Origin of the sequence: Citrobacter sp. Ce104 (assembly GCF_030334595.1) — a bacterium.
GTDB classification, from domain to species: domain Bacteria; phylum Pseudomonadota; class Gammaproteobacteria; order Enterobacterales; family Enterobacteriaceae; genus Citrobacter; species Citrobacter europaeus.
The window spans coordinates 109,752-133,705 of the sequence record NZ_JAOWDP010000068.1 but is presented as its reverse complement, the minus strand read 5'-3'; the positions used below and the strand labels follow the sequence as shown (position 1 = coordinate 133,705).

Here is a 23,954-nt window from a genome sequence, read left to right as displayed (position 1 = left end):
CTTAAGGATTAGCGTGTTAGATAGAATTAAAGTCTGCTTTACAGAAAGCATTCAAACTCAGATAGCTGCGGCTGAAGCTCTTCCGGATGCGATCTCCCGTGCAGCCATGACGCTGGTTCAGTCCCTGCTCAATGGCAACAAAATTCTCTGTTGTGGTAATGGGACGTCCGCTGCCAATGCACAGCATTTTGCTGCCAGTATGATCAATCGTTTTGAAACAGAACGGCCAAGTTTACCTGCGATTGCACTAAACACTGATAATGTGGTCTTAACTGCGATTGCCAACGATCGCCTGCACGACGAAGTTTATGCAAAACAAGTCCGTGCGCTGGGACATGCAGGTGATGTTCTGCTGGCAATCTCTACGCGTGGTAATAGCCGCGATATCGTAAAAGCCGTTGAAGCCGCCGTAACACGCGACATGACAATCGTCGCGCTGACCGGGTATGACGGAGGGGAGCTGGCCGGATTACTGGGGCCGCAGGATGTTGAAATCCGTATTCCCTCACACCACAGTGCCCGCGTTCAGGAAATGCACATGCTGACGGTCAACTGCCTTTGCGATCTCATCGATAACACGCTTTTCCCTCACCAGGATGATTAAGGAGTACACATGAAGGCATTTTCGCCGCTTGCTGTGATTATCGCTGCACTGCTGCTGCAAGGCTGTGTCGCTGCTGCCGTTGTCGGAACTGCTGCTGTCGGCACCAAAGCCGCGACGGATCCCCGCAGCGTCGGCACCCAGGTAGATGATGGAACCCTGGAATTACGCGTCAATACGGCGTTGTCGAAAGATGCCCAAATCAAGAAGGAAACGCGAATCAACGTGAGCGCGTATCAGGGTAAAGTGCTGCTGGTTGGTCAGTCGCCGAATAGCGAACTGTCTGCGCGGGCAAAACAGATTGCGATGGGCGTAGAAGGTACGACTGAGGTCTTTAATGAGATCCGTCAGGGCCAGCCAATTGGCCTGGGCGATGCGTCCAACGATACCTGGATCACCACCAAAGTACGTTCCCAGTTGCTGACCAGCGATCAGGTGAAATCCTCTAATGTGAAAGTCACCACCGAAAACGGGGAAGTGTTCCTGTTGGGTCTGGTAACTGAGCGTGAAGCGAAGGCGGCGGCGGACATCGCCAGCCGGGTAAGCGGCGTGAAACGCGTCACTACGGCCTTTACGTTTATTAAGTAATACAGATGCCGGATAGCGACGCATGGGCGTCTTATCCGGCCTACAGGCATAATCGTTTGTAGGTCAGATAAACACCAGCGCCATCCGGCATTTTATTTGGCCCTTTCGCGTAGCTCGGAAGAGGTCAGGATCGAAACCCCTTCATGCCCAGGTGCCAGTGCCTCCGCCAGCATTGCCCGCGCAACATCGCGCGCTTCAATCGACTTCCAGTTACCCGGCAGCAGCCTGAACAACGGCGCTAAAAACATCTCATTCGTCCGCTGTTTGTCCCTATCCCCCAGTAGCATTGAAGGTCGGACAATCGTCAGCCGTGGCCAATTCTGCGCGATCAGCGCCTGCTCCATTTCACCTTTCACCCGGTTATAGAAAAACGGTGAATTCGCATTGGCGCCCATCGAACTCACCACCAGCATATGCTGGGCGCCTAACCGGCGTCCCGTCAGGGCCGTATCCACCACCAGCGTATAGTCAGCATGGATAAACGCCTCTTTGCTGCCCGCTTCACGTCGGGTGGTCCCCAGGCAACAAAAGACAATATCGACCGGTTCGGTAACCTGCGCCAGAGCATCGGTTAGCTGCGGATCATGGGGGTTATAGATGCCAACCGTATCAGCCAGCGGTCGACGCGTTGGTGCCGTGATGGCATTGATCCGGGGTTCATTGAGCAGCATACGCAGCAAATTTCCGCCTACCAGCCCCGTTGCGCCCGTTATTAACACCTGACTCATCCTCGCTCCTTTACAGATTTGTCCGTCTTGCGCTCTCAGCCTCAGCGACCAGACTTAATAGTTCGTGAGGTAATTATCCATCAACATGGAAATTCTGCCTCATCCGCATGCCACTCAACGGAGGAAACATGAGCAAGAAAATTGCCGTTTTAATCACTGATGAGTTTGAAGATTCAGAATTTACATCGCCAGCTGCAGAATTTCGTCAGGCCGGGCATGAAGTCATCACCATTGAAAAACAGGCGGGCAAAACGGTGAAGGGGAAAAAAGGAGAGGCCAGCGTAACCATCGACAAAGCGATCGAAGATGTACGCCCTTCTGATTTTGACGCCCTGCTGTTGCCTGGCGGTCACTCACCGGATTACCTGCGCGGTGACGAGCGTTTCGTGACCTTTACCCGGGATTTTGTTAACAGCGGCAAACCGGTGTTTGCTATCTGCCACGGTCCACAGCTGCTTATCAGCGCGGATGTCATTCGCGGACGTAAGCTTACCGCTGTGAAGCCTATCATCATCGATGTGAAAAACGCCGGCGCCGAATTTTACGATCAGGAAATGGTGAATGATAACGATCAGTTGGTAACCAGCCGTACCCCAGACGATCTCCCGGCGTTTAACCGTGAGGCATTACGTATTCTCGGCGCGTGAGTCACGTAGCCAGAGCATCTTTTTACCGAAGCCCAGCGTGTTGTCCGTGAATTTGACTTCATCCAGTCGAATCTCCCACACGGGCGCAGGCAGCATTCTGGCGACGGGGAAACGGCGGTTGTAGGCCTTACGCGCAACTTCGCTCTCCTGCCCTTCAAGACGCCGGATTTCCCCTTTGAACTGTACGCCACGAATCAGGGCGACCGTTTTGGGCTGACCATTTACCGTGCCGGCAATCGGTGCTCGGGGTCCGGACATCTGCGCATGGCGCGTTTTCTCTTCAGTCAGCACATAGAACACCATCTTCTGCGCATCAAACAGGTAAAACGCATTGGCGCACCATAATTCACCTTCATGATGTACGCACCAGGTCACGACGTGCTGCTTTGCCAGCCAGCGGGTCACCGCAGTCAGTGTTTCCATTTCTGTTCTCTTTTATACTGTAGGCCTGAAAATTATCACGTCGATGGTGACAATGACACCCTGGTATCTGTACCTGATCCGTACCGCGGACAACGCCTTATACACCGGAATAACCACCGATGTGCAACGCCGCTATAAGCAGCATCAAAGTGGGAAAGGCGCGAAGGCGCTACGCGGAAAGGGGGAACTCACGTTGGCATTTGCGGCGCAGGTTGGCGACCGTTCGCTAGCCCTGCGCATAGAGTATCGCGTCAAACAGCTCACCAAGCGGCAGAAAGAGCGCCTTGTCGAAGGCGAAGGGTTTGAGGCGCTACTGAGCAGCCTGCAAACCCCGGAGCTTAAAAACGATTGAAGTGGTCGTGGTATTCCACAAGGCCCGTCACGCCTTCCAGCGCATCGTCCGCCAGGCGATGAACCTGGAACGCGCTTTCGGTGCCCGGCCAGCGGCAGCGCAGGTCATGATGTGCTGCCAGCTCAAAGCCAAAGCGGCTGTACAGTGCTGGATCCCCCAGTGTGACCACCGCGGCGTAGCCAAACTCGTTCAGTGAATCGAGTCCTTCATAGACCAGCTGACGCGCCAGCCCCTGCCCCCGGTAGTTTTCATCCACCGCGAGCGGCGCCATGCCGACCCATTGCAGATCTTCGCCCTGAACATCGACAGGACTAAACGCGACGTAACCCACTACCTGACCTTCGTCATCGGTCGCAACCAGACCCAGCGTTAAGAAGCCATCTTCACGCAGGTCGTGCACTAATTTCGCTTCCGCATCGCTCTCAAATGAACGGCGCAGCAGCGCATCAATACCAGGGGCATCAATGGGAATTTCAACTCGAATCAGCATGGCTCACCTACCGAAGTCTGTTTGGTTTCTGGCGGCGTTTTCATCCCCGCCTCAACAAAATCCGCCAACTGCATCAGCATGACGCGCAACGCTTTAGGCATCTGATCCAGTTCGATGGCGTCCATCAGATTTTTTACATACAGCCCTAATTCTGTATCACCTTCAATCACCAGGCGACGCTGGAAGAAAAGCGTATCCGGATCCTGCTTGCGCGCCGCGATCATCAGCAGATCGCTGGCATCGGCGCTAAAACTTACATCCGCATCTGCATTCTGGCTGACAATAAGTTTATCGTTCTCAACAGAGGTATACCATTTGAGGCCAATGTCACGCACATGAATGCTCAGCCAGCGGCCGTCGAGAAACTCCAGCTCCCCATCGGCCAGCGCCTGACTAAACTGCCAGCTCAGGACCTGTTCCAGAACCTGGCGCTTTAGCGCAAAGGGCGTCAGTTTAACCGGTACACTCATCAGAGAAGGACCAAAATGTACTAAGCGTGAACGCAGTTTATCCAACACGAGCTTTACTCCCTGTTTCAATAGTCCTGCTATTTTGCCATATCAAATAAACGACATAGCGGCATAAATCAACAATTCGCTACGAAATTGTTACCTCTTTATTGGTGTCACCAATACGACTTTAACTGCCTCAAATCAAAAATTGTCTCAGCAAGGTTAACTAAAATCCCTCTTCGTTAACATTTCTGCGCCCTTCACGGCGCAACGTTCAGGATAAATTATGGAGCTGCTCTGCCCTGCCGGAAACCTCCCGGCGCTTAAGGCGGCCATCGAGAACGGCGCTGATGCTGTCTACATCGGGCTGAAAGATGATACCAACGCCCGTCATTTCGCCGGCCTTAATTTTACCGAGAAAAAATTGCAGGAAGCGGTGAGTTTTGTTCATCAGCACCGCCGTAAGCTGCACATCGCGATTAACACCTTTGCGCATCCGGATGGTTACGCGCGCTGGCAACGTGCCGTGGATATGGCGGCGCAACTGGGTGCAGATGCGCTAATCCTCGCCGACCTCGCCATGCTTGAGTATGCCGCAGAGCGCTACCCGCATATTGAGCGCCATGTCTCTGTTCAGGCATCTGCAACCAATGAAGAGGCGATTAATTTCTATCATCGCAACTTTGACGTCGCCCGCGTGGTGTTGCCGCGCGTGCTGTCTATTCATCAGGTGAAGCAGCTCGCTCGCGTCACGCCAGTTCCCCTGGAAGTGTTCGCCTTTGGCAGCCTGTGCATTATGGCGGAAGGTCGTTGCTATCTTTCGTCCTATCTGACGGGCGAGTCGCCTAACACGGTTGGCGCCTGTTCTCCAGCCCGTTTTGTACGCTGGCAGCAAACCCAGCAAGGGCTGGAATCCCGCCTTAATGAAGTGCTGATCGACCGCTATCAGGACGGAGAAAACGCGGGTTATCCCACGCTGTGTAAAGGCCGTTATCTGGTTGACGGCGAGCGCTATCATGCGCTGGAAGAACCCACCAGCCTGAATACGCTGGAGCTGCTGCCGGAGCTGCTGGCGGCCAATATTGCCTCGGTAAAAATCGAGGGACGCCAGCGTAGCCCGGCCTATGTTAGCCAGGTGGCGAAAGTGTGGCGTCAGGCGATCGACCGCTGTATGGCCGACCCGCAAAACTACGCCCCACAGGCCGCGTGGATGGAAACGCTCGGTTCAATGTCCGAAGGCACGCAGACCACGCTTGGCGCGTATCACCGTAAATGGCAGTGAGAGAAGCAATGAAATATTCCTTAGGGCCGGTGCTGTGGTACTGGCCAAAAGAAACGCTGGAAGATTTTTATCAGCAGGCCGCCGTAAGCCAGGCCGACGTTATCTATCTTGGCGAAGCGGTATGCAGTAAACGCCGCGCCACCAAAGTGGGCGACTGGCTGGATATGGCGAAATCATTGGCCGGTAGCGGTAAGCAGGTGGTGCTTTCGACCCTCGCGCTGGTGCAGGCATCGTCGGAGCTGGGCGAACTCAAACGCTATGTTGAAAACGGCGATTTTCTGGTGGAAGCTAGCGATCTTGGCGTGGTAAACATGTGCGCCGAGCGTAAGCTGCCGTTTGTCGCCGGACATGCGCTCAACTGCTACAACGCGGTAACCCTGCGTTTGCTGCTCAAACAAGGTATGGTGCGCTGGTGTATGCCGGTAGAACTGTCCCGCGACTGGCTGGTAAATCTGCTCGACCAGTGTGATGAGCTGGGTATTCGCAATCAGTTTGAAGTAGAGGTGCTGAGCTACGGGCATCTGCCGCTGGCGTACTCTGCACGCTGCTTTACCGCACGCTCTGAAGACCGTCCAAAGGACGAGTGTGAAACCTGCTGCATCAAGTACCCGAACGGGCGCGATGTACTGTCGCAGGAGAATCAGCAGGTCTTTGTCCTCAACGGGATCCAGACCATGAGCGGCTATGTTTACAACCTTGGCAACGAGCTGACGTCGATGCAGGGGCTGGTTGATATTGTGCGTCTGTCCCCTTCAGGAACCGAAACTTTCGCCATGCTCGATGCCTTCCGCGCCAATGAAAATGGTACGGCCCCATTACCGCTTGCCGCCCACAGTGACTGCAACGGCTACTGGAAACGACTGGCAGGGCTGGAGTTACTAACTTAAATTCAACAAGTTGCTGATAATTTAATAGTGCCGGATATTTAACATCTCAATATTTGGCACTATTTTAGTAAGCGTTATAAATACTTTCCTGCATATTATTTTAATTAATTAGCTCCTCTATTAATAACATTCTGACATTATTTTTTATTAACCATCACCACGTAAATACATTCTAATAAAACATATAGCCCCCCACAGCCATCCACTCAACAAATACAACCGAAGCTATGCACTACCTTTATTGCGAGAAAAAGACAATATATAACAACAACATAAGACATCCAATTAACACAAAAAAAATGAAATGTACAACCATTATTTTGACAATCGATATTAAGTTTAAATACGTTTATAAATATTACCATGCAAATAAAATCACCCAGCTTGAGATGTAATCTTAAACTTAAATTAGATTATTTAAGATTCTCGAACAGGAATGGAAAAGAATATTTAAATGGAAATACATATAATATTCAATCCTGGATGTATTTAATTCGTAGTCAGGAAATATCTATGAACAAGAAGTTAATTGCGACCGTATTTGCTACCTCTTTGAGTCTTTTTGGAATGACCTCTGCGCAAGCAGAAGAAACAGCGACAGATGTCACTGCACCGGGTGGTACTGTACATTTTGTTGGGCAGGTAGTGAATGCGGGCTGCTCTGTAGCCTCTGATTCTCTCGATTTTACCGTTTACCTTGACCAGGTTCGTGCAACGCATTTAGCCACAGCAGGCACCGCTGCCGGTCAGCCAAAAAGCTTTGAAATTCACCTGGTAGATTGCGACGCCAGCATTGTTAAAACTGCGGCCGTCACCTTCACCGGCCAGACTGACGCTGATGTACCGGCTGCACTGGCGAATACCGCAGGCGCAGGCGCGGCTAAACACGTTGCACTGCAACTGTACGGACCGGACAGCAAAGCCGTTGATATGGGCGTAAAATCAAGCTCTATCGCCGTACTGGATGGTGAAAACACCATTCCGATGAGCGTTGACTACATTGCCACCGACGCCGCAGGCGAAGCGGGTAGCGTAGAAGCCACCGCAACATTCCACATGAACTACGCGTAATGTAGTTCAGCCTTTGCCGCTTTGCGCAATGATGGCGCAGAGTGGCACTGGCTCTCCCCATGGACCGAAGCGTTTTCTGTTATAGCGCCCCCGGATTTATTTAATCCATTAGCTTATACAGGCTTCGCGTCCATTTATATTGCACTTCTGAATGTTATTTTTGATATAAAGGAATATGTCATGGTTACCTCATTTGCTAATAGAAAGCAGACCGTTAAAATAGGTTTAGTCCACATGACCGTGGGCGCGTTATCAATAATTTCTTTTGCCGCCAACGCCGGGGGCGTTTCACTTGGCGCAACGCGCATTGTCTACCCCTTGACTGCGCAACAGGTTTCGCTGCCCGTCAGAAACTCTGATAGCCAAAATACGTTTTTAATTAAGTCATGGGTGTCCAATCCGGATGACACTAAATCTGATGAATTTGTCGTAACGCCACCGCTTTTTTCCATTTCGGCAAAACATGAAAATATCGTACGGATCATGTATATCGGTAAACCACTACCGACCGATCGCGAAACAGTATTCTATTTTAACAGTAAAGCCATACCACCGGTTGCCAAAGAAAAGATTAAGCAAAATACCTTACAGATTGCCACTCAAAGCACAATCAAACTGTTTATGCGCCCGGAAAATTTAGCCAGCGCGTCGGTAGATGCCCCGCGCACTCTGCGTTGTAGTATTGCAGGCGGAAAAGCCAGCATGAACAACCCTTCCCCCTATTACGTTACGCTGGTTAATTTCCGTATCGGCGAAAATAAAATCAAAAATACGATGTTGGCGCCGATGTCCACCAGCAGCGTCGACTTTTCCGGCAAGGGTGGCAGCATAAAATTTCAGACGGTAAATGATTTTGGCGCACTGACGCCAGAACAAACATGTAGCAGTTAAAAATAATATAACTATTTATAATGATGTGGCTGATATAAATGCAAACAAACTTTTATATTAATAAATTTAAAATCGCACCTCTGACGACAGCACTCATCGCTGTCTTCACGTCATTCTTTACAGGGGCAGAGAATTATTTCAACCCGGCATTTTTTTCAGACGATCCGGACGCGGTAGCCGATCTCTCGCGTTTTACAAACAACGGCGCGCAAACACCTGGCACCTATCGGGTAGATATCTATCTTAATGAAACGTTTATCGGCACCCGCGACGTCGAGTTTAGAGAATCAAGTGATCCACAAAGCCATCAGCTACAGCCTTGTCTGTCGGTCGACTACTTGCAAAAAATTGGCATCAATAACAAATCACCCGGGTTTGCGTCGATAAAAGATGAGTCGTGCGTTGACCTCAGTATCGCTATCCCCGATGCTGTAAGCGAATTTGAGTTTGAAAAACTCCGCCTCAATCTTTCTATTCCGCAAATCGCACTAAGTAATAATGCCAGAGGATACATCCCGCCGGAGCAATGGGACGAAGGGATTAACGCCCTGCTGGTCAACTACAATTTTTCAGGCTCAAACAGTCGCGACGGCAGCGGAGAAAGCAGCGGCGCCAACAGTAACTATTTTCTGGCGCTAAACAGCGGAGCCAACATTGGCCCGTGGCGCTTACGCGATAACTCAACGTGGAGTAAATCGACCACCAGCAGCAAGTGGCAACATATTAATACCTACCTTCAACGTACCGTGATTCCCTTAAAAAGCGAACTCACTATTGGGGATGGTTACACATCATCAGAGCTCTTCGACAGTCTGAACTTTCGTGGCGCACAACTCTCTTCCGATGAGAATATGTTACCCGACAGCCTGAAAGGCTTTGCGCCAACAATACGCGGGATCGCGCAAAGTAACGCCCAGGTTACCGTCAGGCAAAATAATTACATTATTTATCAAACTTACGTCGCGCCAGGGGCTTTTGAAATTACCGATCTCTACCCTACTTCATCGGGCGGTGATTTGGTCGTAGAAGTGAAAGAATCGGATGGCAGAATATCCAGCTACAGCGTACCGTATTCAGCGGTGCCGCTTTTACAGCGCGAAGGCAGGATCAAATATTCGGCGATTGTCGGACGCTCAAGAACAAACAGTTCGCAACAGGAAGAAACGGATTTCGGCCAGTTTTCTCTCAGTTGGGGATTGCCGCACGGTTGGACGTTATACGGCGGCGGTCAGCTATCCTCCACTTACACCGCGTCGGCACTGGGTTTCGGCGTCAATATGGGCGATTTTGGCGCTGTCTCGCTGGATCTGACGCATGCGCAAAGCGAACTGGCTGATAACAGTCGCCATACCGGGCAATCGCTGCGTTTTCTCTACGCAAAATCACTCAACAACATCGGCACTAACTTCCAGCTGTTAGGCTATCGCTACTCCACCTCTGGGTTTTATACCTTTAGCGATACCACCTATAAAAAGATGGATGGATACACATCCGACCCTGATGACGAAGATGACGATCAGCCTGTATGGGTAAATTACTATAACCTCTATTATTCAAAGCGAGGAAAGGTACAGGTTAATATCTCTCAGCAGCTAAACGGCTATGGCTCCCTTTATTTGTCCGGTAGCAAACAGAGCTACTGGCATACCGATGAAACCAACTCATTATTCCAGATTGGCTACAATACCCAATGGCATAATATGAACATCGGCCTGAGTTATAATTATACCCAATCGCCAGGCCAGCCAAATGCCGATCAAATTGTTGCGCTGAATATTTCCCTGCCGCTTGGCTGGTGGTTGAGCCCCGGCGGCGTTTCACCGACCCAGCGCACGAACTCCATGTTCGCCACACTTAGCACCAGTACCGATAAAGACGGACATACCACGCAAAACGCGGGGGTCAGTGGGTCGCTGCTTGAGGCCAACAACCTGAACTATAACCTGCAGCAAGGGTATGGCAACCAGGGAACCGGCGCCAGTGGAATGGCCAGCCTGGATTACAAAGGCGCGTATGGCGACGTTAATGTGGGATATAACTATAGCGATAACGGAAACTACCAACAGGTTAACTATGGGCTTTCAGGGGGCATTGTGGCGCATGCCGCAGGCATTACGCTCAGCCAGCCGTTGGGCAACACCAATATTCTGGTCGCTATTCCGGGCGCAGAAAATGTTCCGGTAGAAAACAACGAGGGCATAAAAACCGACTGGCGCGGCTATACGGTTATTCCGTATGCCAACGTCTATCGTCAGAACCGAATCGCCCTGGATATTAACGCTCTTGGCGATGATATGGATATCGATGATGCCGTCGTACAGGTTATTCCAACCCATGGCGCCTTAGTCAGAGCTGATTTTAAAGCGCGGATCGGACATCGGGTCTTGGTTACGCTGAAATACCACAATAAACCCGTTCCATTTGGCGCGACCGTGACTCACGACGACACTGAAAGCAGCAGTATCGTTGGCGATGACGGCGTCGTGTATCTTGCCGGGCTGCCGCCGCAAGGGGAGTTAAATGTGCAATGGGGAACCGGTAGCGATGCCCGGTGCCATGCAACCTATGCGCTTGATGTTAACGCTATTCGCCCCGTTAATAAAATTACCGCTCGGTGTATATAATGAAAAAATATCCTCTTCATCTCTTTCTAAAAATAACCGCAACGTTGTTATTTCTCGGCACCATCTCCGAATGCTACGCCGCATATCCAAACAATGCCTGCGGCCCGGCAAACGATAGCGCGACAAAAAGTTACGTCTTTAATGTCAACTCAACCATCACCAATCCAGAGGACAACAGAGCGGGTGCCTTGCCACCTGTCACTGAATCCAGCAGCGGTCAATTCTCACTATATTGCCAATGTGATCCAACGCTGTATCCCAATGGGGTAGTCACGCATCAATGGACAACCAGCCCGTTGGATATCTATACCACAGCAAATGGATTAACTTTTTACAATATCAATGAATACATTGCGGCCGCGATAGAGATAAAGGATGAAGGTAATGGTACTTACTACCCTGTTCCATGGAACAACCATTATATTCCCAAAGATGACGGGACATATCCCTGTAACACAGCAGGCGATGAATATCATACCGGGAACCATGTCCGGGTAACGTTTTATATGAAGCGATCCTTTGTCGGCCAGGTCAATATACCCTCAACCATTATGGCCCAGCTCTGGTATACCGTGACAGATACCTTTATTCCCGGTGAGGCAACAGCAAGCCTGTCAATAAATGGTACGGTGACCGTACCTGAAAGCTGCGAAATTAACGCCGGACAGATGCTTACCGTCGAGTTGGGTCAAACGTGGGCCGGTAGCTTTAAAACGCCGGGACAAAAGCCCAAGGGTTATACACCGAAAACCCTTTCCATCCCGGTGCAGTGTAATGATATGGCCTCAACGGCGAATCTGGAATGGCGTATGGTCGCCACCCCTTCGGCAGAATACCCGGATGCCATCCAGTCCAGTAACAGCGGGATAGCCGTGGTTGTGGCGGATATGCAGGGAACCACAATCCCACCGGAAACCGGCAAGATCCTGCTGACGCTGAATGATACCTACGCGACGACCATTAACGTGCAGGCCTGGCCGGTGAAAACCATTGAGGGCACCCCTGAAGCGGGCAGCTATAACGCGGTGGCCACCATGCGTATTGATTTTCAGTAACCCGCTACGGATAAGCAGAAATGAAAAAATGGATGATCTTTCTGGTCGCCGGTTTGGCCAGTACCGCGCAGGCGGAAAACGAAGTGCCAAACTTAACGTTTAACGGCTCGATTATTGCCGAAGGCTGCGATGTGGCGGTAGCCAGCGAAAATCAGACGGTACATATCGGCGACTTCTCAGTTGCCGTATTTTCCGGTACAGGCAGCGTAAGTTCAGCGAAGAATTTTGAGATTAATCTGGAAAACTGCGTTGGTAAAGGCAGTATTACTTTTTCAGGTGAGTCCAATACGGATAACGGCGCGCTCCTCGCACTCACCAACGCAACTGGTGAAGGCGACACGGCTTCAGGTGTGGCAATTGAAATATTGGATCTAAATTCAGGTGCACCGCAACCCCTGCCTCTTGGGCAAGCCAGCAGTTTATATACATTGAAGTCCGGTGATAACACCCTCCGCTATCAGTTGCGCTATAAGGCCACTCAGAATGTGGTAACGCCGGGTAGTGCCAATGCGGTGATGTATTTCGATATGCTCTATCAGTGAGGCAGAGGAATGACAAAATATCTTTTTATCCTGTTTTCTGCTTTAGCGCTGGGCCACATTTCAATTGCTTTCGCCGACGATCACAGCGGAACCATCAATATCACGGGTTCGATTAACGCCCATACCTGTGAAGTCGCTGCCGCATCGAAAGATTTTACCGTTGCCCTTGGGCAGTTTCATCCGCAAGATTTTCTTCAGACGGGTGCCGTAACCTCCATGCAGGCATTTATCATCACCCTGGAAAAATGTGCATATGAAGTCACGACGGCGACGGTCACATTCAATGGTGAATCCGACACTGACCGTCCGGAGCTGCTAAAAGTGGATGCTTCAGCCGAAAGCGCTACCGGGCTTGCTGTGGCAATTTTAGACAGCAACAGAGCGATTATCCCATTAAAAACCGAGAGCCCCGCTTATACGTTAAGTTCTAATTCGGTACAAATCTTTGACCTGCAATTTTATGCCCAGTATATCTCCACCCGCACGATTGTAACGCCGGGCGATGCCGGTGCCACCGCCACCTTCCAACTGCACTATGAATAATTATTACGTCGTTATTGCTTTGCTACTGTTCGGGAGTAGCTGCGGTGGCCATGCTGGCGTCGTTGCTGGTGGCACACGGTTTATTTTTGATGCCGATGCTGGCAGTCTGTCCATCACCTTAAAAAATACCGACAGCGCAACCTGGCTGGTCAAAAGCAGCATTAATAACACGCTACAATGGCCCGGGGCCGAACCGATCCACGGGATGACGCCTTTTACTGTAACGCCGCCCCTTTTTGCGCTTGCGGGAGAAAAAGAAAATAAAATTCGGATAGTTAAAACCGCAGAGGATTTACCCGTCGACCGTGAAAGCCTGTATGAATTGCTGATCACCGCCATTCCTTCTGGAAAAATGGAAAAGAACTCGGTACAGGTCGCCCTGCGCTCACGTTATAAACTCATTTATCGTCCTCCTGGGCTATCTGGGATCCCAGAGCAAGCATACCAGCAGATTCACTGGCAGTGGCGACAGGACGGGTCGTTGGAGATCGGCAATCCGACCCCTTATTATGTGACGCTGACATCGGTGCGAGTGAATGGGCATATTGAAGAGAATGCCGGGGTTATCGCCCCATTTAGTCAGCGTTCTGTTTCCTGGTGCCAAAATACAACCCTATGCAAAGTACAGTGGCGAACGCTGGATGATGTGGGTAAAGAACTCACCGCAATGAATATCACATTGACACAAGCGCCATGATTAATCCCCAATGATAAACAGCTCACTTTGTTAACAACATTCGCTAATCTTTAATGCAGTATTAAAAGATTAACCGGTAACAAAGTGAGCCGTTATGACTGACAAAACTATTCCGTTCTCGGTGCTGGATCTGGCGCCGATCCCTGAAGGATCTTCGGCAAAAGAGGCCTTCACGCACTCGCTTGATCTCGCTCAACTGGCCGAAAAACGCGGTTACTACCGTTATTGGCTGGCAGAGCATCACAACATGACCGGCATCGCCAGCGCCGCTACCTCAGTGCTGATTGGCTATCTGGCTGCTAATACCACCACGCTGCATCTCGGGTCTGGCGGCGTTATGCTGCCCAACCATTCGCCGCTGGTGATCGCCGAGCAGTTTGGCACCCTGAACACGCTGTATCCGGGACGCATCGATCTCGGGCTTGGCCGTGCGCCAGGGAGCGATCAGCCGACGATGCGCGCACTGCGCCGCCATATGAGTGGTGATATTGATAACTTCCCACGCGACGTAGCTGAACTGGTGGACTGGTTCGACGCCCGCGATCCGAATCCGCATGTACGCCCGGTTCCAGGCTATGGCGAGCAGATCCCGGTCTGGTTATTAGGTTCCAGCCTGTACAGCGCACAGCTGGCGGCTCAACTGGGTTTGCCGTTTGCCTTCGCCTCGCACTTTGCTCCGGATATGCTGCACCAGGCACTGCATCTGTATCGCAGCCAATTCAAGCCCTCAGCGCGGCTGGCAAAGCCGTATGCGATGGTGTGCATCAACATCATAGCCGCCGACAGCAATCGCGACGCCGAGTTTCTTTTCACCTCCATGCAGCAGGCGTTTGTGAAACTGCGTCGTGGCGAAACCGGCCAGCTACCGCCGCCGGTAGAGAATATACATCAGCTGTGGTCCGCTTCTGAGCAGTACGGCGTACAACAGGCGCTGAGTATGTCGCTGGTCGGTGATAAGGCAAAAGTGCGGCATGGTCTCGAGGCGATTTTGCGTGAAACCCAGGCTGATGAGATTATGGTTAACGGCCAGATTTTTGATCATCAGGCACGTCTACATTCGTTTGATTTGGCGATGGACGTGAAAGAAGAGTTGCTGGGGTAGCGCGGTTTGTGCCGGATGGCGGCTGCGCCTTATCCGGCCGACTCAATCTCTGTAGGCCCGGTAAGCGTAGCGCCACCGGGCAATTGTTCTACTGGTACACCGGCAGCAGGTTAACGCTCGACAGAATATGGATAACCGCGTTACCGATACCGAACACCAGGATCAGCGCAATCATCGGCTTGCCGCCCCAGACGCGGAATTTCGGGCTACCGAAACGCTCGCGGGATTTACGTGCCAGCAGCGCCGGAACAATAGCGGCCCAGATGGTTGCCGCGAGTCCTGCATAGCCAATGGCGTACAGAAAACCGTTCGGCCACAGCAGGCCACCGATAATTGGCGGGACAAACGTCAGCAATGCCGTTTTAAAACGTCCCATTGCCGAGTCATCAAAGCCAAACAGATCCGCCAGATAGTCAAACAGACCGAGCGTAACGCCGAGGAATGAACTCGCCACCGCAAAGTTGGAGAACACTACCAGCAGCAGATCCAGACTGCGGCTGTTTAGTACGCCGCTCAGCGCCTGTACCAGCACATCAATGTTACCGCCTTGCTGTGCAATACCAATAAATTCCGGACGCGGAATATTACCCATCGTCCCCAGCAACCATACGGTATACAGCACCAGCGCCAGCAGCGTGCCGTACACCAGACACTTAACGATGGTCTTCGGATCTTTGCCGTAGTACTTCATCAGGCTCGGGACGTTGCCGTGATAGCCGAATGAGGCCAGACAGAACGGCAGCGTCATTAGCAGGTACGGCGTATACGAAGCGTTGCTCTGCGCCACATTAAACAGTGTTGCGGGCTGCACGTGCCCCAGCAGACTGCCGAAGGTCAGGAAAAAGGTAATCACCTTCGCGCCCAGCACAATTGCCGTCATGCGGCTAACCGCTTTGGTACTTAACCACACCACAAACGCCACCAGCAGCGCGAAGCCAAGACCTGCCGCACGCGCCGGAACGTTCAACGACAGCTCCGAGAAGGTGTGGTGCAGAATCGATCCGCTCGCCGAGATATACGCGTAGGTCAGGATATAGAGAACGAAGGCGATCGAGATGCCGTTCACAACGTTCCAGCCTTTGCCCAGCAGATCTTTCGTGATGGTGTCGAAGCTCGAACCAATGCGGTAATTGAGGTTAGCTTCGAGGATCATCAGCCCGGAGTGCAGCATGCAGAACCAGGTGAAGATCAGTGCCGCCATTGACCAGAAGAACCACGCCCCGGACATGACCACAGGCAGAGAAAACATCCCCGCGCCAATAATGGTGCCGCCGATGATCACCACGCCACCGAGCAGCGAAGGTGACGTTTGGGTGGTGGTTAGTGTTGCCATTTAGCCATCTCTCCAGTGTATTTCCCCGTCATATTTCAAGCTGTAGATGCGTTGGCTGCACTCCGCCATCCCAGTCACTTACTTAAGTAAGCTCCCGGAATGTCCTCGTTTGCCGCCTTCCTACAACTCGAATTATTTAGGGTAACAATTAGCTAATACAGTTTAATGTGCTGCACTGTACCAGTACACGAGTACAAATGAAATAAAAAAAGCCCCAATCATTTCGATCGGGGCTGTATATATTACTTTACGCTGTTAAACCGTGAGGTTTATGCGTCACCGCCGAAACGACGACGACCAGCAGAGTCATCACGACGCGGAGCAGAAGAATCGTCACGACGCGGGCCACGGTTGCCTTCACGACGTTCGCCGCTGAAACGACGACCATCGCCACGACCGCCTTCACGACGTTCGCCGCTAAAGTTACGACCTTCACCGCGACCGCCTTCACGACGCTCACCGCTGAAACGGCCACCGCCACGACGCTCGCCACCGGTGTGCGGAACTGCATCGCCAACCAGCTGCATGTTCATCGGCTTGTTCAGGATGCGAGTACGGGTAAAGTGCTGCAGCACGTCGCCCGGCATACCTTTCGGCAGTTCGATGGTGGAGTGGGAAGCAAACAGCTTGATGTTACCGATGTAACGGCTGCTGATATCGCCTTCGTTAGCAATCGCACCAACGATATGACGAACTTCAACACCGTCATCACGACCCACTTCAATGCGGTACAGCTGCATATCGCCAACGTCACGACGTTCACGACGCGGACGGTCTTCACCACCACGGTCATTACGGTCACGCGGGCCACGATCGTTGCGGTCACGCGGGCCACGGTCATCACGGTCGCGGAATTCGCGTTTCGGACGCATCGGCGCATCTGGCGGCAGGATCAGCGGACGTTCGCCCTGAGCCATCTTCAGCAGTGCTGCTGCCAGGGTTTCGATATCCAGCTCTTCTTCCGGCTGCATTTTCGCCAGCAGAGCACGGTACTGATCCAGATCGCTGCTTTCCAGCTGCTGCTGTACTTTAGCAGCGAATTTTTCCAGACGGCGTTTGCCCAGCAGGTCTGCGTTCGGCAGTTCTACTTCCGGAATAGTCAGCTTCATGGTGCGTTCGATGTTACGCAGCAGACGACGCTCGCGGTTCTCAACGAACAGCAGCGCACGACCCGCACGACCCGCACGACCGGTACGGCCGATACGGTGAACGTAAGACTCGGAATCCATCGGGATGTCGTAGTTAACAACCAGGCTGATACGCTCAACGTCCAGGCCACGGGCTGCAACGTCGGTTGCAATCAGAATATCCAGACGGCCATCTTTCAGACGCTCCAGAGTCTGCTCACGCAGAGACTGGTTCATGTCGCCGTTCAGTGCAGCGCTGCTATAACCGCTACGCTCCAGCGCTTCTGCCACTTCCAGGGTCGCATTTTTGGTACGAACGAAGATAATCGCCGCATCAAAATCTTCTGCTTCCAGGAAACGCACCAGCGCTTCATTTTTACGCATGCCCCATACAGTCCAGTAGCTCTGGCTGATGTCAGGACGGGTAGTAACGCTGGACTGGATGCGTACTTCCTGCGGCTCTTTCATAAAGCGGCGGGTAATACGACGAATCGCTTCCGGCATAGTCGCGGAGAACAGAGCGGTCTGATGACCTTCCGGGATCTGCGCCATGATGGTTTCAACGTCTTCGATGAAGCCCATACGCAGCATTTCGTCAGCTTCGTCCAGCACCAGACCGCTCAGTTTGGAGAGGTCCAGAGTACCGCGCTTCAGGTGATCCAGCAGACGACCCGGCGTACCGACGACGATCTGTGGTCCCTGACGCAGGGCACGTAATTGCACGTCATAACGCTGGCCGCCGTACAGGGCAACCACGTTCACGCCGCGCATGTGTTTAGAGAAATCCGTCATGGCTTCTGCAACCTGAACCGCCAGTTCGCGGGTCGGTGCCAGCACCAGAATCTGAGGTGCCTTCAGCTCAGGATCAAGATTGTTGAGCAGCGGTAAAGAGAACGCTGCAGTTTTGCCGCTACCCGTCTGGGCCATACCCAGAACATCGCGGCCGCCCAGCAGATGCGGAATGCACTCTGCCTGGATTGGAGATGGTTTTTCGTAACCCAGATCGTTAAGGGCTTCAAGGATAGGAGCCTTCAGGCCCAGATCTGCAAAAGTGGTTTCGAATTCAGCCATGTAGTACGTGTGCCTCAAAATTAATGGCGGCCAGTCTACATAACTCATCATGAAATTGATCTGCAATTTTCATTGAAAAGTGTGAACCGGCTCAAAGTAGGTGTATTAACGAACAACAACGCCCTCACCCGTGAAGGTGATGGCAATCAAAAAAGATTACGGGCTGATGTGTACGTCAGCTATTGCTGGTCCGATTCTGCCAGGTCATCTTGGTCCTGGCCCAGGAGCGATAATTCCAACAATGCGTATCGGTGCTCAACAAAGTTATGAACGTTGTTAGCCACCGCCAGTTTGAACAATGCCGTAGCGTTGTCCAAATCCCCCAGACTTAGGTAGTACTTACCTAAATAGAAGTTGGTTTCACTGAGATGCTCAGCGAGCGAGGTGTTATCCGTTGCGTCCGCCTTCAGGCGTTCCATCAGCGTTGCTTCGCTAATGTTGCCCAGGTAGAACTCGACAATGTTCCATCCCCATTGCTCTTTATCCGATTTCTCAAAGCGTTGCTTCAACGCTTCTTTAGCCTGCTTCTCATCGAGCTTCTGCTCGGCAAGATAAAGCCACAGACTACGGAAAGGATCATTGGGATCGTCTTGATAAAACGCTAGCAGATCATCTTGCGCTAACTTGTCGCGACCGCCGTAATACAATGCGATACCGCGATTTAAGTGCGCGTAGTTGTAAGTTGGATCAAGCTCAAGTACAGAATCAAACGCTTCATAGGCAGCATCAAAATTGCCTGCCTGCGTTAAATATATACCTAAGTAATTGAATACTTCAGGCATATCTGGTCGGATTGCCAGCGCTTGTGAAAAATCATTTCGCGCCAGTGCCCTCAGACCGAGACTATCATACAACACTCCGCGCTCATATAAAAGCTGTGCGCGTTCATCATCGGTTAAAGCCCGACTGGCAAGAATTTGTTCCATACGTGCCAGAATCACTTCCTGCTGCAAAGTCGGTTGCAATGGTACTGCGAGGACTTCACTCTTACGCCAGGCGGAATTACTGCATCCAGCCAGCGTGAGTGCTGTCGCAACGAAACACCAGCGCAAAAAAGGCTTCATTTCCCACTCCCGAAGACAACGATTGAATGAACGTCCAGGTTCCCCGGTTGCTAACAAGGCATCCTGCCGGGTTAAAAGCCCTCCGCTTTCACGGAGGGCAATGGCAACCTTACTCGCCCTGGCTTGCCGGAGCTTCCGGTTCGCCTGCAGGCTGAGACTGCTCAGTTGCTTCTTTAATGCTCAGACGTACACGGCCCTGGCGATCAACTTCCAGAACTTTGACCGGTACTTCCTGACCCATCTGCAGGTAGTCAGTCACTTTCTCTACGCGCTTGTCAGCGATCTGAGAGATGTGTACCAGACCTTCTTTACCGCCACCGATGGCAACGAATGCGCCAAAGTCAACGATACGGGTCACTTTACCATTGTAGATACGGCCTACTTCGATCTCTGCGGTGATTTCTTCGATACGACGGATAGCATATTTCGCTTTCTCGCCGTCGGTCGCAGCAATCTTCACAGTACCATCATCTTCGATTTCAATGGTGGTGCCGGTTTCTTCGGTCAGAGCACGGATAACAGAACCGCCTTTACCGATAACGTCTTTGATCTTGTCCGGGCTGATCTTGATAGTGTGGATACGCGGAGCGAACTGAGAAATGTCGCCACGCGGTGCGTTGATCGCTTGTTCCATCACACCCAGGATGTGCAGACGCGCACCTTTAGCCTGGTTCAGAGCAACCTGCATGATCTCTTTGGTGATACCTTCAATTTTGATATCCATCTGCAGTGCAGAGATACCGTCGCGGGAACCCGCCACTTTGAAGTCCATATCGCCCAGGTGGTCTTCGTCGCCCAGGATGTCAGACAGAACAACAAAGTTGTCGCCTTCTTTCACCAGACCCATCGCGATACCCGCAACGGCGGCTTTGATCGGCACGCCTGCGTCCATCAGCGCCAGGGAAGCGCCACACACGGAAGCCATAGAAGAAGAACCGTTAGATTCGGTGATTTCAGAAACCACACGCACGGTGTACGGGAATTTATCCAGTTCCGGCATTACTGCCAGTACGCCACGCTTCGCCAGACGACCGTGACCAATCTCACGACGCTTCGGAGAACCGACCATACCGGTTTCGCCTACGCAGTACGGAGGGAAGTTGTAGTGGAACAGGAAGTTGTCAGTACGCTCGCCCATCAGTTCGTCGAGGTTCTGTGCATCACGCGTGGTGCCCAGGGTCGCAGTAACCAGCGCCTGAGTTTCGCCACGGGTGAACAGTGCGGAACCGTGGGTACGCGGCAGAACGCCAGTACGCACGTCCAGGCCACGGATCATGTCTTTTTCACGGCCATCGATGCGCGGCTCGCCTGCCAGTACGCGGCTACGAACAACATTTTTCTCGATAGCGTGCAGGATTTCACCCAGTTCGTTAGCGTCCAGGGTTTCGTCTTCAGCCACCAGAGTCGCGATGGTTTCAGATTTGATCACGTCAACCTGAGCATAACGCTCTTGTTTGTCGGTGATACGGTAAGCATCGCTCAGGCGAGCTTCTGCCAGTGCGGCAACGCGAGCATTCAGCGCTTCGTTGACGGCTTCTGGCTGCCAGTCCCAACGCGGTTTGCCGGCTTCTTTCGCCAGCTCGTTGATAGCCTGAATAACAACCTGCTGCTGTTCGTGACCGAATACTACAGCGCCCAGCATCTGGTCTTCGCTCAGCAGTTCAGCTTCGGATTCAACCATCAGTACGGCAGCTTCAGTACCCGCAACAACCAGGTCCAGCTTGCTTTCTTTCAGTTCGTCCTGAGTCGGGTTCAGTACGTACTGGTCATTGATGTAACCAACACGTGCAGCACCGATCGGGCCGTTGAATGGGATACCAGACAGAGTCAGCGCAGCAGATGCGCCAATCATTGCTACGATGTCCGGGTTAACCTGCGGGTTAACGGAAACAACGGTCGCGATAACCTGAACTTCGTTAACGAAACCTTCAGGGAACAGCGGGCGAACCGGGCGGTCAATCAGACGCGCGATCAGGGTTTCGCCTTCGCTCGGACGGCCTTCACGACGGAAGAAGCTACCCGGGATACGGCCAGCAGCGTAGGTACGCTCCTGATAGTTAACGGTCAGCGGGAAAAAGTCCTGGCCTGGTTTCGCTTTTTTCTGGCCAACAACGGTAACGAATACCGCGGTGTCATCCATGCTAACCATAACAGCGGCAGTCGCCTGACGCGCCATCATGCCGGTTTCCAGCGTAACGGTATGCTGACCGTACTGGAATTTACGAACGATCGGATTAAGCAAAATAATATCCTTTCTCTATTTTTTTGACGGCACATTTTGCGCCATCGTTAATACCCGATCTTCTGCGCATCCTCGCGACTAATGACAACCCTAACCCATAAGCATGAGTAAAGCCTCTCATTAGCCGCGCGAACCTCTGCAACGGAAGATCATTCATAGCAACAATACATTAGTTTCCAGCGAATTGCTGCCATCTGCTGGAAAAAAGGGGCCATGAAGGCCCCCTCTTTCTGAAACTCGAAAGAATTAGCGACGCAGACCCAGACGCTCGATCAGCGCGGTGTAACGTGCAACATCTTTACGTTTCAGGTAGTCGAGCAGTTTACGACGCTGAGAAACCATGCGCAGCAGACCACGACGGCTGTGGTGATCTTTTTTGTGCTCTGCAAAGTGGCCCTGCAGGTGGTTAATCTGTGCAGTCAACAGTGCAACCTGAACATCGGTAGAACCGGTGTCGTTTGCATCACGACCAAACTCAGAAACGATTTTAGCGGTAGCTTCAGTACTTAGAGACATTTTAAAACTCCAAAGTGTTAAGAATGAAAGGATGCCGATCTCTAATTCAGCTATCCCAGTGTATACACTTTATCCTTCAAACTGACTCTGCGTTGGCTGCGTCTGCTCACCTCAGTCACTTACCTAAGTAAGCTCCTGAGGATTCTCAGACTTGCCGCCTTGATGCAGCTCGAATGATTTTGTGTATACGTCGCCTAGATTGTTAAACAATTTACGCGACGTTAAGCGGCAGTATTCTACTCGCAGCGCCCTTTTATCGCAAGACAGAGAGCGCTATGCAGGATACTCAACCACCAGGCGACGGGGGGCGACACGACCTTCATCGTCCATCTCCCCCATGCCGATAAACTTGCCGTCATCGCCTTCCGTCACGCGCACCAGTCCTTCCAGCGGCGCGCCTGACGTCCGTACCGGGTTACCATTTTTAAAGTAAACCGAGGATGTTAAAGGCAAATTAACAACAGGATAGTCCGATGCTGGACTGTCCATTGGCATCAGCAAAGGATCAAGCAGCTGTGCCGCCGGAATGTTCTGCTGCTCGGCCTGTTCAACCAGGTCACGCAGATGTTCCAGCGTCACCATTCGATCCACCGGATACTTGCTGACCGTCAAACGACGCAGATACGTGACGTGCGCGCCGCAACCCAACTTCTCACCGAGATCGTCAACAATGGTGCGAATATAGGTGCCTTTGGAACAGTGAACTTCCAGTTCCAGTTCGTTACCTTCATGGCGAATAAACAGCAGCTCATAGACGGTAATCGGGCGCGCTTCACGCGGCACTTCAATGCCCTGACGCGCATATTCGTACAGCTTCTTACCCTGATACTTCAGCGCCGAATACATCGACGGAATCTGCTCGATATCGCCGCGGAAAGTCTCCAGCGCGTTTGCAAGCTGCTCTGCGGTGAAGGTTACCGGGCGCTCCTGCACGATTTGCCCATCGGCATCGGAGGTATCAGTACGCTGGCCCAGACGGGCAACCACACGATAGCGTTTGTCGGAATCCAGTAAATACTGTGAAAACTTAGTCGCTTCACCGAGGCAGATAGGCAGCATGCCTGTCGCCAGCGGATCCAACGCGCCGGTATGTCCCGCGCGGTTGGCATTGTAGATGCGCTTTACTTTTTGCAGTACATCATTGCTGGACATGCCCTGCGGTTTATCCAGCAGCAGAACTCCGTGAATATCGCGACCACGACGACGAGGACGACTCATCAGTCCTCCTTGCTGTCGTCCGCTGGGTTCACACGACGCTCATCGTCATGTTTCACCACGCTGGTCACCAGATTGGACATGCGCATCCCTTCAACCAACGAGTTGTCGTAGAAGAAGGTCAGCTCAGGCACGATGCGCAGGCGCATTGCTTTACCCAGCAGAGAGCGGATAAAACCAGAGGCTTCCTGCAGTGCCTTAATGCCGTTTTTCACGGCAGCTTCGTCCTGATCGTTCAGGAAAGTCACGAATACTTTGGCATAAGCCAGGTCACGGGACATCTCAACGCCCGATACGGTGGTCATCATACCAACACGCGGGTCTTTGATTTCGCGTTGCAGGATGAGTGCGATCTCTTTCTGCATCTCTTGCGCGACACGCTGCGGGCGACCAAATTCTTTCGCCATAATA

At 52.1% G+C, this 23,954-nt stretch carries 26 protein-coding genes; 14 read left to right on the top strand and 12 right to left on the bottom strand.

What is annotated here, in order from left to right; genetic code table 11:
* The first annotated feature begins 13 nt into the window (after positions 1–13).
* On the top strand, positions 14–604 hold the full coding sequence (gene diaA, locus OGW16_RS19155; RefSeq protein ID WP_003024948.1) for a DnaA initiator-associating protein DiaA: 591 nt from the start codon (positions 14–16) through the stop codon (positions 602–604).
* Between the two features lie 9 nt (positions 605–613).
* Positions 614–1,189 (top strand): division/outer membrane stress-associated lipid-binding lipoprotein, encoded by a 576-nt coding sequence (dolP, locus tag OGW16_RS19150; protein ID WP_043017769.1) that lies wholly within the window; start codon positions 614–616, stop codon positions 1,187–1,189.
* A 92-nt stretch (positions 1,190–1,281) separates the two neighbouring features.
* Here dolP and OGW16_RS19145 read toward each other — a convergent pair whose 3' ends face one another.
* A complete protein-coding gene (locus tag OGW16_RS19145; RefSeq protein ID WP_047408375.1) occupies positions 1,282–1,917 on the bottom strand; it encodes an NAD(P)H-binding protein in 636 nt (211 codons plus the stop codon).
* Positions 1,918–2,045: 128 nt separating this feature from the next.
* On the opposite strand from OGW16_RS19145, the gene OGW16_RS19140 reads away from it, so the two are divergent.
* Complete coding sequence (locus OGW16_RS19140) at positions 2,046–2,564, top strand: type 1 glutamine amidotransferase domain-containing protein (RefSeq protein ID WP_047408372.1); 519 nt, start codon at positions 2,046–2,048, stop codon at positions 2,562–2,564.
* On the opposite strand, the gene OGW16_RS19135 is transcribed toward OGW16_RS19140, so the two are convergent.
* A complete protein-coding gene (locus tag OGW16_RS19135) occupies positions 2,544–2,987 on the bottom strand; it encodes a YhbP family protein (protein WP_047408370.1) in 444 nt (147 codons plus the stop codon). The two genes, OGW16_RS19140 and OGW16_RS19135, sit on opposite strands and share 21 nt — an antisense overlap.
* 52 nt (positions 2,988–3,039) lie before the next feature.
* Here OGW16_RS19135 and OGW16_RS19130 point away from each other — a divergent pair, with 52 nt between their 5' ends.
* A complete protein-coding gene (locus OGW16_RS19130; protein ID WP_043017773.1) occupies positions 3,040–3,339 on the top strand; it encodes a GIY-YIG nuclease family protein in 300 nt (99 codons plus the stop codon).
* On the opposite strand, the gene OGW16_RS19125 is transcribed toward OGW16_RS19130, so the two are convergent.
* The gene (locus OGW16_RS19125) at positions 3,326–3,829 is read right to left on the bottom strand and encodes a GNAT family N-acetyltransferase (protein WP_003024966.1); all 504 of its coding nucleotides are present in this window, start codon (positions 3,827–3,829) and stop codon (positions 3,326–3,328) included. The two genes, OGW16_RS19130 and OGW16_RS19125, sit on opposite strands and share 14 nt — an antisense overlap.
* Positions 3,823–4,347: a ubiquinone anaerobic biosynthesis accessory factor UbiT gene (ubiT, locus tag OGW16_RS19120; RefSeq protein WP_043017774.1), complete on the bottom strand. Its 525-nt coding sequence runs from the start codon at positions 4,345–4,347 to the stop codon at positions 3,823–3,825. The genes OGW16_RS19125 and ubiT overlap by 7 nt, the downstream gene beginning before the upstream one ends.
* Positions 4,348–4,567: 220 nt before the next feature.
* On the opposite strand from ubiT, the gene ubiU reads away from it, so the two are divergent.
* The 10 genes from ubiU (at position 4,568) to OGW16_RS19070 (ending at position 14,975) form a co-directional block, all read left to right on the top strand.
* Positions 4,568–5,563 (top strand): ubiquinone anaerobic biosynthesis protein UbiU, encoded by a 996-nt coding sequence (gene ubiU, locus OGW16_RS19115; RefSeq protein ID WP_016154661.1) that lies wholly within the window; start codon positions 4,568–4,570, stop codon positions 5,561–5,563.
* Between the two features lie 8 nt (positions 5,564–5,571).
* Positions 5,572–6,450 (top strand): U32 family peptidase, encoded by an 879-nt coding sequence (locus OGW16_RS19110; protein WP_100194891.1) that lies wholly within the window; start codon positions 5,572–5,574, stop codon positions 6,448–6,450.
* Positions 6,451–6,963: 513 nt separating this feature from the next.
* Positions 6,964–7,521 carry a fimbrial protein gene (locus OGW16_RS19105; protein ID WP_043017776.1) on the top strand — a complete coding sequence of 186 codons (558 nt, stop codon included), beginning with the start codon at positions 6,964–6,966 and terminating at the stop codon, positions 7,519–7,521.
* A gap of 180 nt (positions 7,522–7,701) precedes the next feature.
* Positions 7,702–8,412 (top strand): fimbria/pilus periplasmic chaperone, encoded by a 711-nt coding sequence (locus tag OGW16_RS19100; protein WP_181231029.1) that lies wholly within the window; start codon positions 7,702–7,704, stop codon positions 8,410–8,412.
* A gap of 38 nt (positions 8,413–8,450) precedes the next feature.
* Positions 8,451–11,036: a fimbrial biogenesis usher protein gene (locus tag OGW16_RS19095; RefSeq protein WP_181231028.1), complete on the top strand. Its 2,586-nt coding sequence runs from the start codon at positions 8,451–8,453 to the stop codon at positions 11,034–11,036.
* Positions 11,036–12,091: a fimbrial protein gene (locus tag OGW16_RS19090; RefSeq protein ID WP_181231027.1), complete on the top strand. Its 1,056-nt coding sequence runs from the start codon at positions 11,036–11,038 to the stop codon at positions 12,089–12,091. Before OGW16_RS19095 ends, OGW16_RS19090 begins: the two co-directional genes overlap by 1 nt.
* 20 nt (positions 12,092–12,111) lie before the next feature.
* Complete coding sequence (locus OGW16_RS19085; protein WP_051642752.1) at positions 12,112–12,633, top strand: fimbrial protein; 522 nt, start codon at positions 12,112–12,114, stop codon at positions 12,631–12,633.
* Positions 12,634–12,642: 9 nt separating this feature from the next.
* Positions 12,643–13,176 (top strand): fimbrial protein, encoded by a 534-nt coding sequence (locus OGW16_RS19080; protein ID WP_172862431.1) that lies wholly within the window; start codon positions 12,643–12,645, stop codon positions 13,174–13,176.
* A complete protein-coding gene (locus OGW16_RS19075) occupies positions 13,169–13,873 on the top strand; it encodes a fimbria/pilus periplasmic chaperone (protein ID WP_286518693.1) in 705 nt (234 codons plus the stop codon). Before OGW16_RS19080 ends, OGW16_RS19075 begins: the two co-directional genes overlap by 8 nt.
* Positions 13,874–13,967: 94 nt before the next feature.
* On the top strand, positions 13,968–14,975 hold the full coding sequence (locus OGW16_RS19070; RefSeq protein ID WP_199994666.1) for a luciferase-like monooxygenase: 1,008 nt from the start codon (positions 13,968–13,970) through the stop codon (positions 14,973–14,975).
* 88 nt (positions 14,976–15,063) lie between these two features.
* On the opposite strand, the gene mtr is transcribed toward OGW16_RS19070, so the two are convergent.
* The 8 genes from mtr to rbfA all read right to left on the bottom strand — a co-directional run bounded on the left by mtr (position 15,064) and on the right by rbfA (position 23,950).
* Positions 15,064–16,308 (bottom strand): tryptophan permease, encoded by a 1,245-nt coding sequence (gene mtr, locus OGW16_RS19065; RefSeq protein ID WP_043017782.1) that lies wholly within the window; start codon positions 16,306–16,308, stop codon positions 15,064–15,066.
* Positions 16,309–16,577: 269 nt separating this feature from the next.
* A complete protein-coding gene (locus tag OGW16_RS19060; protein ID WP_003828643.1) occupies positions 16,578–18,506 on the bottom strand; it encodes a DEAD/DEAH family ATP-dependent RNA helicase in 1,929 nt (642 codons plus the stop codon).
* Positions 18,499–18,579, bottom strand: a complete 81-nt coding sequence (gene yrbN, locus OGW16_RS19055; protein ID WP_010723222.1) for a protein YrbN — start codon at positions 18,577–18,579, stop codon at positions 18,499–18,501. Before yrbN ends, OGW16_RS19060 begins: the two co-directional genes overlap by 8 nt.
* A 106-nt stretch (positions 18,580–18,685) precedes the next feature.
* On the bottom strand, positions 18,686–19,570 hold the full coding sequence (gene nlpI / locus OGW16_RS19050) for a lipoprotein NlpI (protein WP_003024982.1): 885 nt from the start codon (positions 19,568–19,570) through the stop codon (positions 18,686–18,688).
* A gap of 109 nt (positions 19,571–19,679) precedes the next feature.
* On the bottom strand, positions 19,680–21,812 hold the full coding sequence (pnp, locus tag OGW16_RS19045; protein WP_008785911.1) for a polyribonucleotide nucleotidyltransferase: 2,133 nt from the start codon (positions 21,810–21,812) through the stop codon (positions 19,680–19,682).
* Positions 21,813–22,058: 246 nt separating this feature from the next.
* Positions 22,059–22,328, bottom strand: coding sequence for a 30S ribosomal protein S15 (rpsO, locus tag OGW16_RS19040; RefSeq protein ID WP_000059465.1), 270 nt, complete (start codon positions 22,326–22,328; stop codon positions 22,059–22,061).
* Between the two features lie 273 nt (positions 22,329–22,601).
* A complete protein-coding gene (gene truB / locus OGW16_RS19035; protein ID WP_043017783.1) occupies positions 22,602–23,546 on the bottom strand; it encodes a tRNA pseudouridine(55) synthase TruB in 945 nt (314 codons plus the stop codon).
* Positions 23,546–23,950, bottom strand: coding sequence for a 30S ribosome-binding factor RbfA (gene rbfA / locus OGW16_RS19030; protein WP_003024988.1), 405 nt, complete (start codon positions 23,948–23,950; stop codon positions 23,546–23,548). Before rbfA ends, truB begins: the two co-directional genes overlap by 1 nt.
* Between the last annotated feature and the right edge of the window lie 4 nt (positions 23,951–23,954).